This is a genomic window from Mycobacterium sp. (assembly GCF_002863225.1).
Classification (GTDB): domain Bacteria; phylum Actinomycetota; class Actinomycetes; order Mycobacteriales; family Mycobacteriaceae; genus Mycobacterium.
In genome coordinates, this window is record NZ_PKEK01000040.1 from 208,498 (window position 1) to 222,847 (window position 14,350).

Consider the following 14,350-nt stretch of genomic DNA (forward strand, 5'->3'; position numbering starts at 1 on the left):
GCCCAGCCTGAAACTGTTGGATTGATGTTGCCGTCATCCGACGCGAACGGCACCCCGGCACGCGGGTGAACATGTTCTAATTCGACCCGCCTGGCCGGGATGACTCCAGGCCACCGTCTGGAGGAGTCACCACCGCGCGGCGGGGGGTGTCCCCTAGATCGCCGGGCCGCCGACGCCGACGTCCTGGCGGATCTGCTGGTTGGTCGACTGCCATGACACCGCCGCCGGGAAGTTGCCCCACACGCTGTTGAAGATGCCGACGATTCGAGCCGGTCCGGGGCCGTTGGTGAGGTACACCGGTCCGCCGGAGTCGCCCTGTTGGCTGACCGCGCCGTGGCCCATCGTGAACCAGCCGTTGTTGACGGCCTCGACAGTCCCGCAGCTTTCACCGCTGACCACGCCGAAATGGCAGATCGGTTCGCCGGGCGTGACGACCAACCCCGGGTCGGATTGCAGGACGCGTCCGACCGGCAGGACGTCATTCACCGTGACGTCGGGAGCCAGCGCGATCGATTCATAGTCGGCGATCTGCTGGTCGGTGTTGACGAATGCGCCGTTCGGCGTGTTGTCGCGGAATGTGGCGACCGTGCCGATGACCTTGTTGTCCTTGTCGAGCACCGGGCCGTCGCTGTGGCAGTGGCCCGCGCTGAACGCCACCCGCAACGCGGGGTCGACGTAGCCCAGCGTGCACAGATGGGGGCCTTGGTGAATCTCCATCCCGGGGAACACCAGAACGGGGTCGGCTTTTGCGCCGATCGGGTAGCACACTGCGGCAACGACGGCAGTGACTACCGCGCCCACAGCACGAATTGCCGAACCCCCCACCGGTCGACTCCGATCCATCGAGGCCGGCGCCCCACCGGCCGGCCTTTAGATTACCTAGCCGATGTTAAGCGAAATTGCGCAGGAAGCGGATCGAAAGAGAAACGCGCCGACCGTATTCCCGGCCGGCGCGCTTCCCGTTGCGATCAAGGAATGGTCAGCACCTGTCCGGGCTGAATCAAATCCGGGTTGGAAATTCCACTGGCGTCAGCGATGATCTGGTACTTGTTTCCGTCGCCGTAGAACTGCTCGGCGATCGCCCACAGAGTGTCGCCGGACTCGACGGTGTAAGTCCGGGCGGCCGGCTCAGGCTCGGGCGCCGGGGTCGGGTCCTGCTCGGCAGCGTTCTCGGCGTGCGCCTCTTCTTCTGCCGGTGCGGCGGCTTCGGGTTCGGGCGGCGGCGGCGCGTCGGTCTCGGTCTTGGTCGACCATGCGGCACCGTCGGCCGCGTAGAGCACCAGGTTGCGGTCGTCCTGGAGAACGAGACGAACGTTCTTCTTGCCCTTGGTTTCGGTGTGCCACACCGGCTTGTCGCCGGTGTAGAGGACGAAGTTGCCATCGCTCTGAACCTCAGCGCGCACAACGTCTTCGCCGTTGGTGCCCGACGACCAGATTGCATGTCCGCGTGATGCCAGGACCAGGTTGCCGTCGTCCTGCAGCGTCAGGGTGTAGGCCCCATTGCTCGACGTCAGCGATTCACCTTTGACGAGCTTTTGCCCCTCGGTGAGAGTGTCTCCCACAGCAATTCCCTTCTCGTGGTGACGGCAGGCGGATACCGGCCTCGCAATCGAACTTACTGATCGTGGCTCCGCAGTGGGGGCTTTCGGCTCGCCGCAATCAAAACGGCGGGTGAACAAGGGCAGATCGCTGCGCCGGCGACTAGTGCGAAGGCGTCAGCGGGGCCGACACGTCACGTCGAACGGCTGACGCGGGTTGCCATCCGGGCGGACCGAAGACGAAGCCGAGCCGATCGCGCAGGCGCGTTGCGGAGCGGAAATCCCTGGCAATAGCCAGGTATTCGTGCGTCTGGAGTTTCCAGACATTGAAGGTGTTCACCTGTTTGGTGAGCCCGTAGTGCGGCCGAAATGTCTCCTGCCGGAAGGTGCCGAACAGACGGTCCCAGACGATGAAGATTCCGCCGTAGTTCTTGTCCAGATATTCGGTGTCCATACCGTGGTGCACGCGATGATGCGAGGGCGTGTTGAAGACGAATTCGAAAGGCGCCCACATCTTGCCGATTCGCTCGGTGTGCACCCAGAATTGGTAGATCAGATTGAGCGAGAAACTGCAGAAAACCACCCAAGGTGGAATTCCCAAGAGCGGCAACGGAATCCACATGAGGATCTCGCCGCTGTTGTTCCACTTCTGACGTAGCGCGGTGGCGAAGTTGAAATACTGGCTCGAGTGGTGAGCCTGGTGGGTGGCCCACATCAACCGAATGCGGTGTGCGCTGCGGTGATAGAAGTAGTACAGCAGGTCGACACCGAGGATCGCGGCCACCCAGGTGTACCAACGCGTCGCCGCCAGGTGCCAGGGCGCCACGTATGCGTAGATCGCGGCGTAGCCGAGCAGCGCGATGAATTTCCAGCCCGCGGTGGTGGCCACCGAGATGAGACCCATCCGGATGCTGGCCCACGAATCGGCCTTCAGGTACGCGCCCGAGCCCGGGCGGTCTTGCACACCGACTTCGCGCTCGAGGGATTCGAGCTTGCGGGCCGCGGTCCACTCCACGATCAGCAGCAAGAGGAAGAACGGGACCGCGAACAATACCGGGTCTCGCATCTGCGCAGGCAGGACGGAGAGGAATTCGGCGATCGCGTTCACATCCCACACCCTACGACGACGGTTCAATGCGCCGGCGGCATCCGGTCATCTTGGTCGCCGGCATACCAGTGCACCGCCTGGACACCTTCCTGCAGGGACAATTCGGCGACCAATTGCTCCAGCCTCGACGGCGCGTGACCGTCGCTCAGCAGATAGGCGGTCAACGTGACGCTGTCGTCGGCGTTGCGACCGGTGTGAATTCCGCGCAACAGCAGACGGTCTCCACCGAATCCGGTGCGCTGCACGATCTGCGCACGGGCGTATTTCTGCGACTTGGGCCGGCAAATCAACTGCAGTTGATACGGCTGGTCGTCCTCGTCCTCTTCGACCACGTTGTCACGGTCGATCAGATGTCCCACCGGGCGTCCCAGCAGATGGATCATCACGATGGTCCCGGTGGCGATCAGAGCGAACACCAGGTGCCCGCCGGCGGCGAGTACGCCCACCGCCGCCGAGCACCACAACGTCGCCGCGGTGTTGAGCCCGCGGACATTGAATCCTTCACGCAGGATCACTCCACCGCCGAGGAAGCCGACCCCGGAGACGACGTAGGACGCCACGCGGGTGGGGCTGGTGTCGTTGGTGGCCACGGAGTACAGCACGAACAGCGTTGCGCCGGTGGCGACCAGCGCGTTGGTGCGCAGCCCGGCCCGTCGCGCCTGCCACTGCCGCTCGATCCCGATGAGGGCACCGCAGCCGACGCCCACGCCGAGCCGCAGCGTGAATTCCGCGATCGTCAGCGTCTGCATGAGACGTCTCCTTTCCCCGGGCCGAGGTGTTCACCAGTGTGGACGATGCGCTGGCCGGTCGACGGGCGCGACTCTAAATGGTTGTCCTGCTTACCCGACCGCGGCCCACGACGGGACCATCGGGGGGCGGGTCAGGAAGCGGTTGTCCATGATGCCGCCGGATGCTCCGGCCCGAGCGCCGATGCCGGCGCCGGCCGGGGCGACACCGGGAACGCCGGCCGCGACTTCCGGCGGCGCGGCCAGCGGTGTGCCGCCCAGCGCCGAGGCGGTCGGTGCCGTCGCCGTGGGAGTCGCGGACGTCCAGCCTGGCGGCACCGACAACTGCCCGATGGATGGCGCCTGACCGACCCCGGCCGACATCGAAGAGCCGGCCGCGCCGAGTCCGGCGACTCCGGACATTCCCTGCGTCCCCGAGCCGAGGCCGGCGGCCATGCCGATCGGCGAAAGTCCGCCCAGGCCTTCGCCGCCCGTCATCGCGCCGGCGGCACTGGGGCCGAGAAAGCTGGCGCTGGTGACGATCTGCGCCGCCTGCAGCGGGTTGGCCGCCCCGGTGGAGGTCAGCGTGTTCCAGAAGTTCGCGTTGGGTCCCCATGCGCTCCAGAAGCTGTCGAGCTGGGAGTTGCCGGACGATCCGCCGCTCAGCAGGCCCTCGAGTTCGGAGAGGAACGACGTCGACGACGACGTCGTGGAAGTCGCGGCCGGCGAAGCCATCCCCTGCAACGTATTGGGCAGCACGGACGTCAACTGAGACAAGGCTGCCTGCGTGCTGGCGCCGGTGGCCTGACCGGTGGCGGCGGCTTGTCCGGCGAGCGCACCGGGAGCCGTGGTCTGTGGTGCCGCGGTGAACGACGGCACCTTGGTGGCTGCCGATGCCTGCGCGGCATAGCCGTACATCGCCGCAGCGTCCTGTGCCCACATCTGGCCGTAGTGGGCTTCGGTAGCCGCGATCGCCGGACCGTTCTGCCCCAGCAGATTCGTCGCTACCAACGCCGCCAGCTGGGTCCGGTTGGCCACGATCACCGGTGGCGGCACGGTCATCGCATATGCCGCCTCGTAGGCGGCGGCGGCGGCGGTGGCCTGTCCGGCCGTCTGCTCGGCCTGCGCCGCCGTCGTGTCCATCCAGGCGGTGTACGGCGCGGCGGCGGCCGCCATCGCCGTCGAGGCCCTGCCCTGCCAGCCATCGGTGGTCAGGTTCGTGACGACGGAACGGTAATTTGCTGCCTGAGAACGTAATTCGGCTGCCAATCCGTTCCAGGCCGAGGCCGCAGACATCATCGATGCCGATCCGGGACCGGCATACATCTTGGCGGAGTTGATCTCTGGCGGGAAAGCGCCGAAGTCGAATGCTGCAGTCATCGGTTGCTCCTTCACGAGGGCAGCGGAGCGCGCCGCGTCAGGGCACGTCAAGGGGACGCGGGCACGAAAAATCAAGCGCGCGTTGATAATCGAATCGGCGTGAGCCGGTTCAGAGAGTGAAGCGGGTGCCGGGGCCGGATAACGACGAAACGGTCACCGGTCTCGGATATGGACCGTCGCTGGGACTCACTTCGCCTCACCTCCTCGCGGCCAGGGCACACGGGGGTGCCGACACGGTGCACGCGGGACGTAGCGAATCCGGCCAGGTCAGCCGGTCGCTGCACCCCTCTCGACAGAGCTTTGGCACTGCACGGCGTATCCGGGCTCGCATTTCTCATGCGGGCACTGGAAGCCACTTGGGCTCAACCCTTAAGCCGGGAGGAGCTGTCCTGACCCTGGGCGTCTTTCGACATTTGAGGTCAGTGGCCTGTATCCGTGCAGACGCCTCACCTAGCGAGGTGCTTGCTCCGGTCATAGTTCCACCAAGATCGGCCGGAGTCAACTCGCTACTGGGGAAATTCAAATGTGCGGCGAGCCAAACTTTCGAGGTAGCCGCGGTTCAATTTCGGTTCTCGCCCAACAGATTTGGCGCCTCTACTTCGAAAGATGTTTCACGCCAACGGTTTTAGTCGCTCTTCTTTTCGGCTACCGCCGCGCTGAGCCCTTCGGCGAGGTCGTCGCGGGTCAATTCTTTGAATCGGCGCAGCTGATCGTCGCTGAACTCGTCGAAGTCGCTCGCCAGCACCGCATCGAGGTCCTCGTCGTCGAGGCGGAAGCTGCGGTGATCTCGAGCCTTCTCCACCACGTTGCGCACGAATCCGGCATTTCCCAGGGTGTCGATACCACGGATCAGGTCACCGTCCTGGGAGATCGACTCGTCCTCGTAGAACCTGGTGTAGGACGGCAGCAACCCTTCGACGGCGTCGTCGGTGATGATGTCCTCGTTTTCTTTGCCCATCAGCTGGGTCAGCGCGACGAGCTCTTTGGGGTTGTAGCTGAAGAACTCGATGACGGTGGAGAAACGGCGTCGCAGACCCTGGTTGACCTCGAGCATCTTGTCCATGGCTTTGGCGTATCCGGCGCCGAAGACCACCAGCTCGTCGCGGTGGTTCTCCATGTACAGCAGCAAGGTGTTGATGATGGCGTTTCCGTAGGCGTCACCGGTGGAGTAGCCGCTCTCGTGCAGGTTGTGCATCTCGTCGAAGAAGACGGCCCCGCCCCGCGCTTCCTCGAGCATCTCCTCGGTGTTCTTCTCCGCGTCGGCCATGTAACGGCCCAACAACTTCGCGCGACTCGTCTCCACGACCAGCGGCTTGCGCAGCACCGTCAGACCGCACAGTTGTTTCGAAAATGCCCGTGCCACAGATGTTTTGCCGGTCCCGGGAGGGCCGAGCAGCAATGTGTGCCGTGATGTCACCGGTACCGGAAGGCCCATCTTCGCGCGAGCGAGGTTCACCTTGGTGGTCGACTTGATCAGCTTGATTTCCCGCTTGGCCGCGTCCATGCCGAGCATCGCGTTGAGCGCGGCGTCGCCTTCGTCGAGATACTTCTTGGCCATCTCGGCATGCCGGGCGGCCTCGGCCTGCTCGCGGGTGGGTGCGCTGTCGGCGTCCCACGGATCCGTCCGGGCCTCAATGGTTTCCGGGTCGGTCAGCACCAACCGGTAGTTGGGGTTGTCCAAGGCTTCCCGCGCCGGAGTGAATTTGGCGTCGCGTGAGTAGACCCGGCGCAGGCTCTCGACGGCGTCCTCTTCACGGCCGAGGTGCCGGTAGCACATGCCCTGGGTGTACATCGCGACGTTGGCCGCGCTGGGCACCCGGTCGCCCTCGATCGCCTCCTGGGCGCGACGGGTGGCCTCCTCGAAGACGCCCAGCGACGCCAGCGCGGTGGTCGCCATTGCGGCGCCGGCGGCTTTCAGCTCGGGGTGCCGCCAGCCGGCCCCGGGCGGGAATTGCGTCAATACGTCCGACCAGCGCCCGGTGCGGAAATGCAGGAGTCCACGGACGTACTTGACCAGCTCCTCGTCGGAGGCATGGCGCGGCGTGATCGAATCCAGCAGATCGGCCGCTTCGGCGTACCGCTTGGCTTCGGTGAGGGCGGCCGCGTAACCGGCCGCCAGCGACTCGACGCTGGTGACCGCGAGCTTCAGGAACATCCCGTCGGAAATCTCGGGGCGGAATTCCAGCTCGGTGAGGCCCAGTCGGCGCATCTCCCAGCCGAATGTCTTCACCGAATTCCATGCGCCGCTGAGCACCTCGATGCTCTGCTCGCCGGCCAGCACGCGGGCCAGCCAGGCATCGCACATTTGTGGGTCGAGGCTGGTGGCCGTCGCGAACATCCGTTGGGCGACCTGCGGATTGTGGCTGGGCTGAAGGCCGTTGACCGATATTCCAGACGCGAGCAGTCCTGCGACCATCGCGTTGCGGGAGTCCGGCGCGTTGGTCTGCGGTCGCGTCATTCTTTCATCGTAAGGCTTGGAAACCGCTCAGCTATTGCCCAGCCACCGCGCCGACCGGAACCAGGATGTCCTCGGTGTGGCCCAGTGTGCGGCTCGGCATCGGCAGCGGACGGCGCGACGTCGGCGCCGGGAGGCTGGCCGCCACTGCGCCGAGTTGACGACCGGTGAGCCGGTTCAGGCCGCTGAACGCCTCCTTACGAAGGCGCTTGTCGCTGTGGTACCGGACCCACACCGACACGTCGGCGTCGTGGCCCTCGGCGATGATGCGGATCGTCATCACGGTGGTGTCGGCGTCGGTGAGCCACAGCTCTTCCAGCGTCTCGCTGGTGATGTCGCCGGGTGAGACCCAGAAGCTGGTCACGAAGCCGTCCGGGGTCTTCAGGTAGCGCCAGAACGGCCGGACGTGCGCCGGCTGCAGTCCGGCCAGCACGGCATCGTCGACGTCGATGATCTCGTCGGCGGTCAGCGGCCGCGCGACGCAGCTGCGCCCGTCGAGGTCGTTCGCCAGCCGCTCGGTGGCGGCGGCCAGTGTGCAGGCCACCGAGTCACGCGCGGCGACCGCACTGACGTTGTGCTGCGGGTCCATCCGCAGCACCAGCCAGGTGTGGCGCTCCTCGATGGGCCGGCGCTCGCCACCGAAGTCGTCGCGGGCCGCGGCCTGGACGCCCTTGCTGGCGTTACGGGTGCCGACCGAGATGATGTCGACGCTGTCGAGGCGAACGTCGAACTGTCGCAACGACGAGATGACCGCCTCGAGCGGGATGGTGGTCGCGAGCGCGTCGCGGTGGCGGTGCCGGCCGGCCTCGCCGGCGCCGTCGACAGCGATCACGGCGATCAATTTCCCGTCGTGCTCGCGGATTCCCACCGTCTCGCGGCTGAACTGCCGCCGATGATCGATCGCCGGGGTGCATCCGACGGTCAGCGCTTCGGGGTCGGCATACCAGTTCCGGACCCGGGCAATCGGGGCCGATGACACCGGTACTCCCCCGTTGGTCAGCAGGGCGACGACGGTGAGGATCACCGCCAGCCCGACACCGATCCAGAAGGTGAGGTTGCGGCCGGCCTGCCAGGAATCAGGAAGACGGCTCGCGACCACCAGCAGCGCAACGTCGATCAGGAACACCGTGGTGACTCGTGCCCACGAGAGGGAAAGCCCGTACTCCCGTTGTGCCTTCATTCCTGTCTCCCTGTTGTTTTTCTCATCAAGACGGCTCCGCCGAAGACGAGACCGGCTATCAGCGCTGCGGCACCCATACCGGCGGCGGCGACCCATACCGGCGTCATGTTGCGCGGTGCGGGGGCCGGGGGCAGCTTCAGCGGCTTGGCCGAATCCTTCGGCAGGACAGATCCATCGGGTACATCCCAGGTCAGCGCCGCGACCGGGTCGACGACCCCGTAGCCGATCTGGTTGTCGACGCCACGAGCAGGTGCGCGCGCGGTACGAGTCAGGCGGTTGATGATCTGGTGTGCGGATAATTGCGGGTACTTGGCCCGCACGAGCGCGGCCACCCCGGACACGATCGCGGTGGAGAAGCTGGTTCCGGCCGGCACCAGCAACGAGTTGTCCGGACCGTCAATTGCGTTGACGAGACTGTCATCTCGCGGCGAGAGGCCGATCACGTCGGTACCGGGCGCGGCGATGGACACCCAGGGCCCGGCCACGCTCAGCTTGTCCATCGGCGTGCCGGAGGAGTCCACCGCGCCGACGGTCAGGACGTAGTCGCTGTACCAGGAGGGTGTGACCACCGTGGTGACCCCACCCCAGTCGCGAGAGTCGTTGGGGTGCAACGGATCAACCAGAGGATTCTCTTTGCAGTCGCGCTGACTGGTGTCGCCCGCGGCGGCGACGATCACGGCATCCTTGTCGACCGCGGCGTAACGCACCGCGGCACCCAGGTCGGGCGCGTCGATGAGGCTCCGTGCGCTCATGCACATCACCTGCGAGATGTTGATGACCTTCGCGCCCAGGTTGGCCGCGTGGACGATCGCGCGCGCCATGGTGAAGATGTTGTCCCGCTTCTGCCGGGTCTGCGGATCCTCGTCGCCGGTGTAGGCGTCCTTGAGTCCGAAAGCCTGGCTGGACTGGCGGATTGAGATCAGGTCGACATCGGGTGCCACGCCGCTGTACGCGTCGCTTGGTGCGGGTGCGGGCGGCGGGTCCAACGGCACCCGCGGTGCAGCGGGGCGGGGGTAGTCCACCGAGACCACTTGACCGTGCCGGCTGCCGGGGAGGCCAGGCAGCACGAATTTTCCGTGGTCGTGGCTGGCGGCTGGGCCGGCCTTGTTGCTCGGGGGGCACCACGGGCACGCCGGAGCGTCCTCTTGCTGCGGTGGTGCCGGCGGGACCAAGGTGATGGTCTGCGGCGGCGGCGGGGCCACGCTGATGGTCTGCGGTGGCGGAGCTTGGGGCGGTGGTTCCCTGGTGGGAACGGGCGGTGGCCGCCGCGGTCCCGGTGCTTCGAGGCCGCCGGCCGACCCTGGCGCCGCGGCGATCATCGACGCCACCAGCGTGCCGTGGGCGTCACAGTCGGAGAGCCCGTCGCCGCCGCCCATCACGTAGTCGCCGCCTGGAATCAGATGCGGCAACCTCGGGTGTGGGGTCACACCGGTGTCGATGACGGCGACCCGTACTCCCGCGCCGCGGCCGAACTTCCACGCCTCGGACAGGTTCAGCATGTCCATGTACTTCGGCTGCACCCGAAAGTCGCTGCCCGGCAACACCCCAACCTCGGTGCAGTATGAATTCTGCTTCATCGACTGGGAGGGCCCGGGTGCGCTGTCCGGCGGTGTCGCCCCCGGGTCGATGCCCGGGGGGTTGATGGCGTACGCCGGTGAGCCGGGCAGGGCTACCGACGCCACGATCAGAGTGGCGGCAGTGACTGCGGCCGCACGAAGCGGCCGCAGTCGCTTGCTACCGATAACGGATCGCTGCATAGACATTCATCAACCACAATGCCAGCGGGAAGATCGGCATCAGGCAGAGGTACTCAACCCACTCGACGAGCTTGCGGAACAGCGGGCTGTAAATCGTGTTGGGAACCGTCACCGCTGCGGTGAGTCCGGCAGCGGGCAGCAGCACCGCCAGGCCTGCCGTCACTGACACGGCCGCAGTCGAGGACAGCACCAGCGAGTAGCGCACCACCACGGCTGCGACGATCAGCACCGAGGTCACCGCGAGAGTGATTGCCTGCCAACGGTCCACGTAGGACCGGCCGCGCAGCATCAAGAAGCCTGCGGTGGACGCGACCAACAGCAGGGGCAGCCAGCGGTCATGCGTGCGGGGGTCCGACACCCCGGCCAGCGAGACGATCGTGAGAACGCCGAAGCCGACCAGCAGTCCGGTCAGGAACGAGCGGGCCCGCTCCGCGCGCAGCACCACGTCCTGGATGGACGCGGGGCCCTCCAAGGTCGGGCGGCCGCCGTCGACGCCGTGCGTCACGGTGGTGGGCAGGTCGGGACGGGCCTCGAAGACCCAGCGGCTGGTGGCCGACGGGAAGACCGGCAACCGGATGCCGGACAACCAGCGCGACATCGCCGGAGCGCTGTGGTAGCCGAAGACGCAGACCAGCAAGGTGGTGGTCAGCAGCGTCACCGCTCCGGTGTCGAAAGCCATCCGGGCCAGGCTGCCGATGGTCGCAACCAACGCGATGGTCACGATCGCGGTACCGGTGCCCAGTCGGCGCCCGGTGAAACGCATGATCAGCAGCGCGGCGACGGTGGTCACCGCGAAACCCAGCAGCGCATGCGGCGAGCCGACCGGCCCGGGAGGCGCGGACGCCGCGGAAACTGCCAGCGGCGCGAGACCGCTCCAGAGCAGCATGTCGCCGGCGCGGCGGTTCTGCACGGTGTGGGATCGGCCCAGAATGACCAGCGCCACGGTGAACACCAGCACGGCGATGATCGCGGCGTAGGGCGCGGGGACCCACGAGTCGTGGTGCCAGCGGAACCAACCGAGCAGGAACGCGCCCAGCACCACACCCGCGCCGACCATTCCGGCGCCGACCTGGACTGCCACCGTCGGGTTGACCGAGGAGAACCGCTTGCTGAGATTGACCGATACGGCGGTCGAGATGTGCTCGATCACCTGGGAGCGGTGCTCGGTGTCGTCGACAAACCTCAGCCACAGCCGGTCGCCGTCGTAGACGTCCTGCTCGGTGAGCGACTGGGTGGCGCGCAACGGGGTGCCGTCAACCAGGCAGAGAGCCCACCGGCCGCGCTGCTTTGCTTCCAGCGCCGACAGTCCCAGCTCCCGCAACCGGACGTTGACCACCTTCAGCAGGGGGTCGACCATCACCGAGACCGGGGCGTTGGCGTCGAGCAGGACACCGATCTGCACGCCCTCGCCGGCGATGATGCCGATCACGGCGGATTGAGGCGACGAAAGCGCCTCTGTGCCTGGCTGTGACGCCTCAGCTACTGCGGTCATCGCTGCACCCCTCTATCGACGAATTGTGGGTCCATCTGTCTAGCCTCGCTATGTGTAATTGCGACGTCGCGTCGCAATTGTTGAGCAGATTCTAAAAGCAACCAGCGGCATCCGCATCTTTGCTAAATGCTGCATCGTAAATCCCTGGCGCGCGCGGTATCTGCGTGAAGATTGGTTAAACTCTGCTGTGCGTCTTCCACTCTCCGTAGGGGAGGGTCTCCAGGACGGTCTTCACGCCGACCTGTACCAACTGCGGAGTGGCTGGGCAGATCGCGAGCCAGGCCTCGTTCGAGCCCGCTGTGCGCGCCTGCTGATACATGGCGATTCGGCCGCCTGATCCGTCTTTGAGGGACAGCACCGAGGCGCTCGGCGCCTTGTCGTCATCGCGGTACTGGCGGGCGTAGACCGCAGCTTCAGCGGCCGGGTCTGAGAGCGCTTGGCCGAGTGCGGCCACCGTTGCTGCGCTGATGCCCAGCCGGCGCAGATCGCCGCCGGAGAAGACGTTGAACCCGGAACTCTGCCAGGCCTTTGTGATTTCAAGCATTTCGTCGAGCGGCACGTTGACCGCGTTGATCGCGGCGGGCTCGGCGTGGTGGATCGACTCGAGTGCATCGAACACCAGGGTCGCGATCGATGTGGTGTCGGCGATGGCGACGTCGTCGACGGTGATCTCGTCCCCGACTCGAACCGCCGATACCCAGTGCTGGCCGCGACGGGCCAGCAGAACCCGGAACTCGTTGTCCGGAATGTCACGGGAGCCGACCTGTTCCTCTTCGCCGGTCTCGTCTTTTTCTTTGACGCCGTAGAGCAATTTCCCGCGTGACAACAACGACACGATCTCGAGGTCGGGCGCGGCCAGCACACGCATTCGGGCCGCGATCGCCTCGTTGACCGTCTCGCCTTCCACGATGCCCTGTTCGCGCATCACCGCCATGCCGGGATGTTCGTTGAGCCAGTCCATGGAATCGGTGGACACGAATGGCCGACATCGCAATTCCGGCGCGACATGTCGAATGTCCAGCAACGCCTGCAACATCCAGAAACCCTCGACATTGACGGTGATGTCTGTGCGTGTGCTCTGATCCATCGCTTCTCTCGTGTCTCGGGTTTTTCTCGGCTATCGCACAACGCGGCAGCACACCTGAATCGGTGTGCTGCCGCGCCCTGCGTTGACTGTCAGGCCCAGCTGGAGCCGACGGCGGAGTCGGTGCTCGACATGTTGTTGCCGGCGGTCTGCACCTTCTGGCCGTGGCTGTTGGCCTGCTCGTAGATCACCTGGAAGTTACGTCCCAACGAGGTGATGAACTCTTGGCAGGCCACTGAACCCGAGCCGCCCCAGAAGTCACCGGCAGCCAGCACATCGCGAACGATGGCCTGGTGCTCGGCCTCCAGGGAAGCGGCCTGGGCGCGGATCAGCGCGCCGTGGGCGTCGACATCACCGAACTGGTAGTTGATCGACATCTATCTGTCCTCCTGTGTGTGAAAGCTTACGCTGGTCAGCGAGCTAGCTGCTCAGAATCTGCTGAGATGCCTGCTCTTGGCTCTCGTAGTTGTTGGCGTCCCGGATCAGACCGTCGCGCACCCCGTGCAGCATGTTGACGATGTTGCGGAAGGCCGTGTTCATCTGGCCCATGGTGTCGTACGAGGTGGCCTGAGCAGTACCGCTCCAGCTCGCACCGGCGATGTTCTGGCTCGACGCCCACATCTTGCGGGCCTCGTCCTCAACGGTCTGCGCGTGCACGTCGAAACGGCCCGCCATTGCCCGCATCTCGTGCGGGTCGGTCATAAAACGCGTAGGCACTTACCTGTCTCCTTGTATTGAGTGGTTACTGACTGGAATGAACGTGGTAGTCGGATCGGTTACCCGGGGTAACCGCCGACTTGCAACACACGGCTGTTCCCCCCTTCCCCGCGTGATGGCTGCCACCGGCTGTGGCGCCACAGTGGGATGGCTTTCATCGGCGACACTCAGCCCGCAGCGGCTGCGTTGGCAGCCTCGGTGGCTGCGTAGGAACCGGCGCTGGTGCCCAATGTGTTGACGAACGCCTCGTGAATCGCTGCCGCCTGGGCGCTCACTGCCTGGTAAAGCTGTGCGTGGGCCGCGAACTGGGCGACGGTCAGGGCCGAGACCTCGTCGGCCGCAGCCGGGATGACGCCTGTCGTCGGAGCCGCCGCAGCCGCGTTCTGGGCGGTCATTGCTGAACCGATCCCCTGAAGGCTGGTGGCTGCCGCCGACAAAGCCTCCGGCTGGGTGGTCACGAACGACATTCCAGCGTCCTCCTTTAGCGTTCCTGGCAAACTGTTCGTGCACGAGAATAGACGTGAGCACCGCTCCACGCCTCGGCTGAAGCTGCGAGTTTGCAACTGTTCACCCGACAGCAACAACTGTTCATCTTGCGTAACAGCCGGGTAACAGCAGCGGCCGCGGAGCGCCGCTGTTCCAGTTCTCGGAGGCGGCTGACGTGCGAAAATATCGAGGCGTGGGCCGGGCCCCCGCCGCTACGCCTATCGCGTCGGCGCGCGTCGCAGATGGACCGGCGATGGTGTGAAAGTTGTGTGAGTTGAAAAAATCTAGTCGCAATTAACGTTTTCGGCGAGTTCGATATATGGGCCTCAACTGCGGGTTTACCGCCGGGTGGGGTCATGGCCGGAGCCTGGCCGGGTGACGCCGGGCGGGTGGCGGCGGCCGCCGGTCTCGTGGGGTGCCTACCAGCC

The 14,350-nt window shown here is 65.8% G+C and carries 13 protein-coding genes and 1 riboswitch; all 13 genes read right to left on the reverse strand.

Going from position 1 to position 14,350, the window contains the following annotated elements:
* Positions 1-153: 153 nt before the first annotated feature.
* Positions 154-843, reverse strand: coding sequence for a hypothetical protein (locus CYU59_RS11905; RefSeq protein ID WP_292989487.1), 690 nt, complete (start codon positions 841-843; stop codon positions 154-156).
* Between the two features lie 125 nt (positions 844-968).
* Complete coding sequence (locus CYU59_RS11910; protein ID WP_292989489.1) at positions 969-1,562, reverse strand: LysM peptidoglycan-binding domain-containing protein; 594 nt, start codon at positions 1,560-1,562, stop codon at positions 969-971.
* 139 nt (positions 1,563-1,701) lie between these two features.
* Entirely contained in the window at positions 1,702-2,646 is a 945-nt protein-coding gene (locus tag CYU59_RS11915) for a sterol desaturase family protein (protein ID WP_292989491.1), read from the reverse strand.
* Between the two features lie 23 nt (positions 2,647-2,669).
* Complete coding sequence (locus CYU59_RS11920) at positions 2,670-3,395, reverse strand: MgtC/SapB family protein (RefSeq protein ID WP_292989494.1); 726 nt, start codon at positions 3,393-3,395, stop codon at positions 2,670-2,672.
* Positions 3,396-3,485: 90 nt separating this feature from the next.
* Positions 3,486-4,751 (reverse strand): PPE family protein, encoded by a 1,266-nt coding sequence (locus CYU59_RS11925; protein ID WP_292989496.1) that lies wholly within the window; start codon positions 4,749-4,751, stop codon positions 3,486-3,488.
* Between the two features lie 277 nt (positions 4,752-5,028).
* Positions 5,029-5,216: riboswitch (M-box (ykoK) riboswitch) on the reverse strand.
* 160 nt (positions 5,217-5,376) lie between these two features.
* Positions 5,377-7,209 carry a type VII secretion AAA-ATPase EccA gene (eccA, locus tag CYU59_RS11930; protein ID WP_292989499.1) on the reverse strand — a complete coding sequence of 611 codons (1,833 nt, stop codon included), beginning with the start codon at positions 7,207-7,209 and terminating at the stop codon, positions 5,377-5,379.
* Between the two features lie 31 nt (positions 7,210-7,240).
* Complete coding sequence (gene eccE / locus CYU59_RS11935; RefSeq protein WP_292989502.1) at positions 7,241-8,386, reverse strand: type VII secretion protein EccE; 1,146 nt, start codon at positions 8,384-8,386, stop codon at positions 7,241-7,243.
* Positions 8,383-10,143, reverse strand: a complete 1,761-nt coding sequence (mycP, locus tag CYU59_RS11940; RefSeq protein ID WP_292989505.1) for a type VII secretion-associated serine protease mycosin — start codon at positions 10,141-10,143, stop codon at positions 8,383-8,385. Before mycP ends, eccE begins: the two co-directional genes overlap by 4 nt.
* Positions 10,121-11,635, reverse strand: coding sequence for a type VII secretion integral membrane protein EccD (gene eccD, locus CYU59_RS11945; protein ID WP_292989508.1), 1,515 nt, complete (start codon positions 11,633-11,635; stop codon positions 10,121-10,123). Before eccD ends, mycP begins: the two co-directional genes overlap by 23 nt.
* 175 nt (positions 11,636-11,810) lie before the next feature.
* Positions 11,811-12,722 (reverse strand): ESX secretion-associated protein EspG, encoded by a 912-nt coding sequence (locus tag CYU59_RS11950; RefSeq protein ID WP_292989510.1) that lies wholly within the window; start codon positions 12,720-12,722, stop codon positions 11,811-11,813.
* Between the two features lie 89 nt (positions 12,723-12,811).
* Positions 12,812-13,096 (reverse strand): WXG100 family type VII secretion target, encoded by a 285-nt coding sequence (locus CYU59_RS11955; RefSeq protein ID WP_292989513.1) that lies wholly within the window; start codon positions 13,094-13,096, stop codon positions 12,812-12,814.
* 43 nt (positions 13,097-13,139) lie between these two features.
* A complete protein-coding gene (locus tag CYU59_RS11960) occupies positions 13,140-13,436 on the reverse strand; it encodes a WXG100 family type VII secretion target (RefSeq protein ID WP_292989515.1) in 297 nt (98 codons plus the stop codon).
* Positions 13,437-13,603: 167 nt separating this feature from the next.
* Positions 13,604-13,903 (reverse strand): PE family protein, encoded by a 300-nt coding sequence (locus CYU59_RS11965; protein WP_292989517.1) that lies wholly within the window; start codon positions 13,901-13,903, stop codon positions 13,604-13,606.
* Between the last annotated feature and the right edge of the window lie 447 nt (positions 13,904-14,350).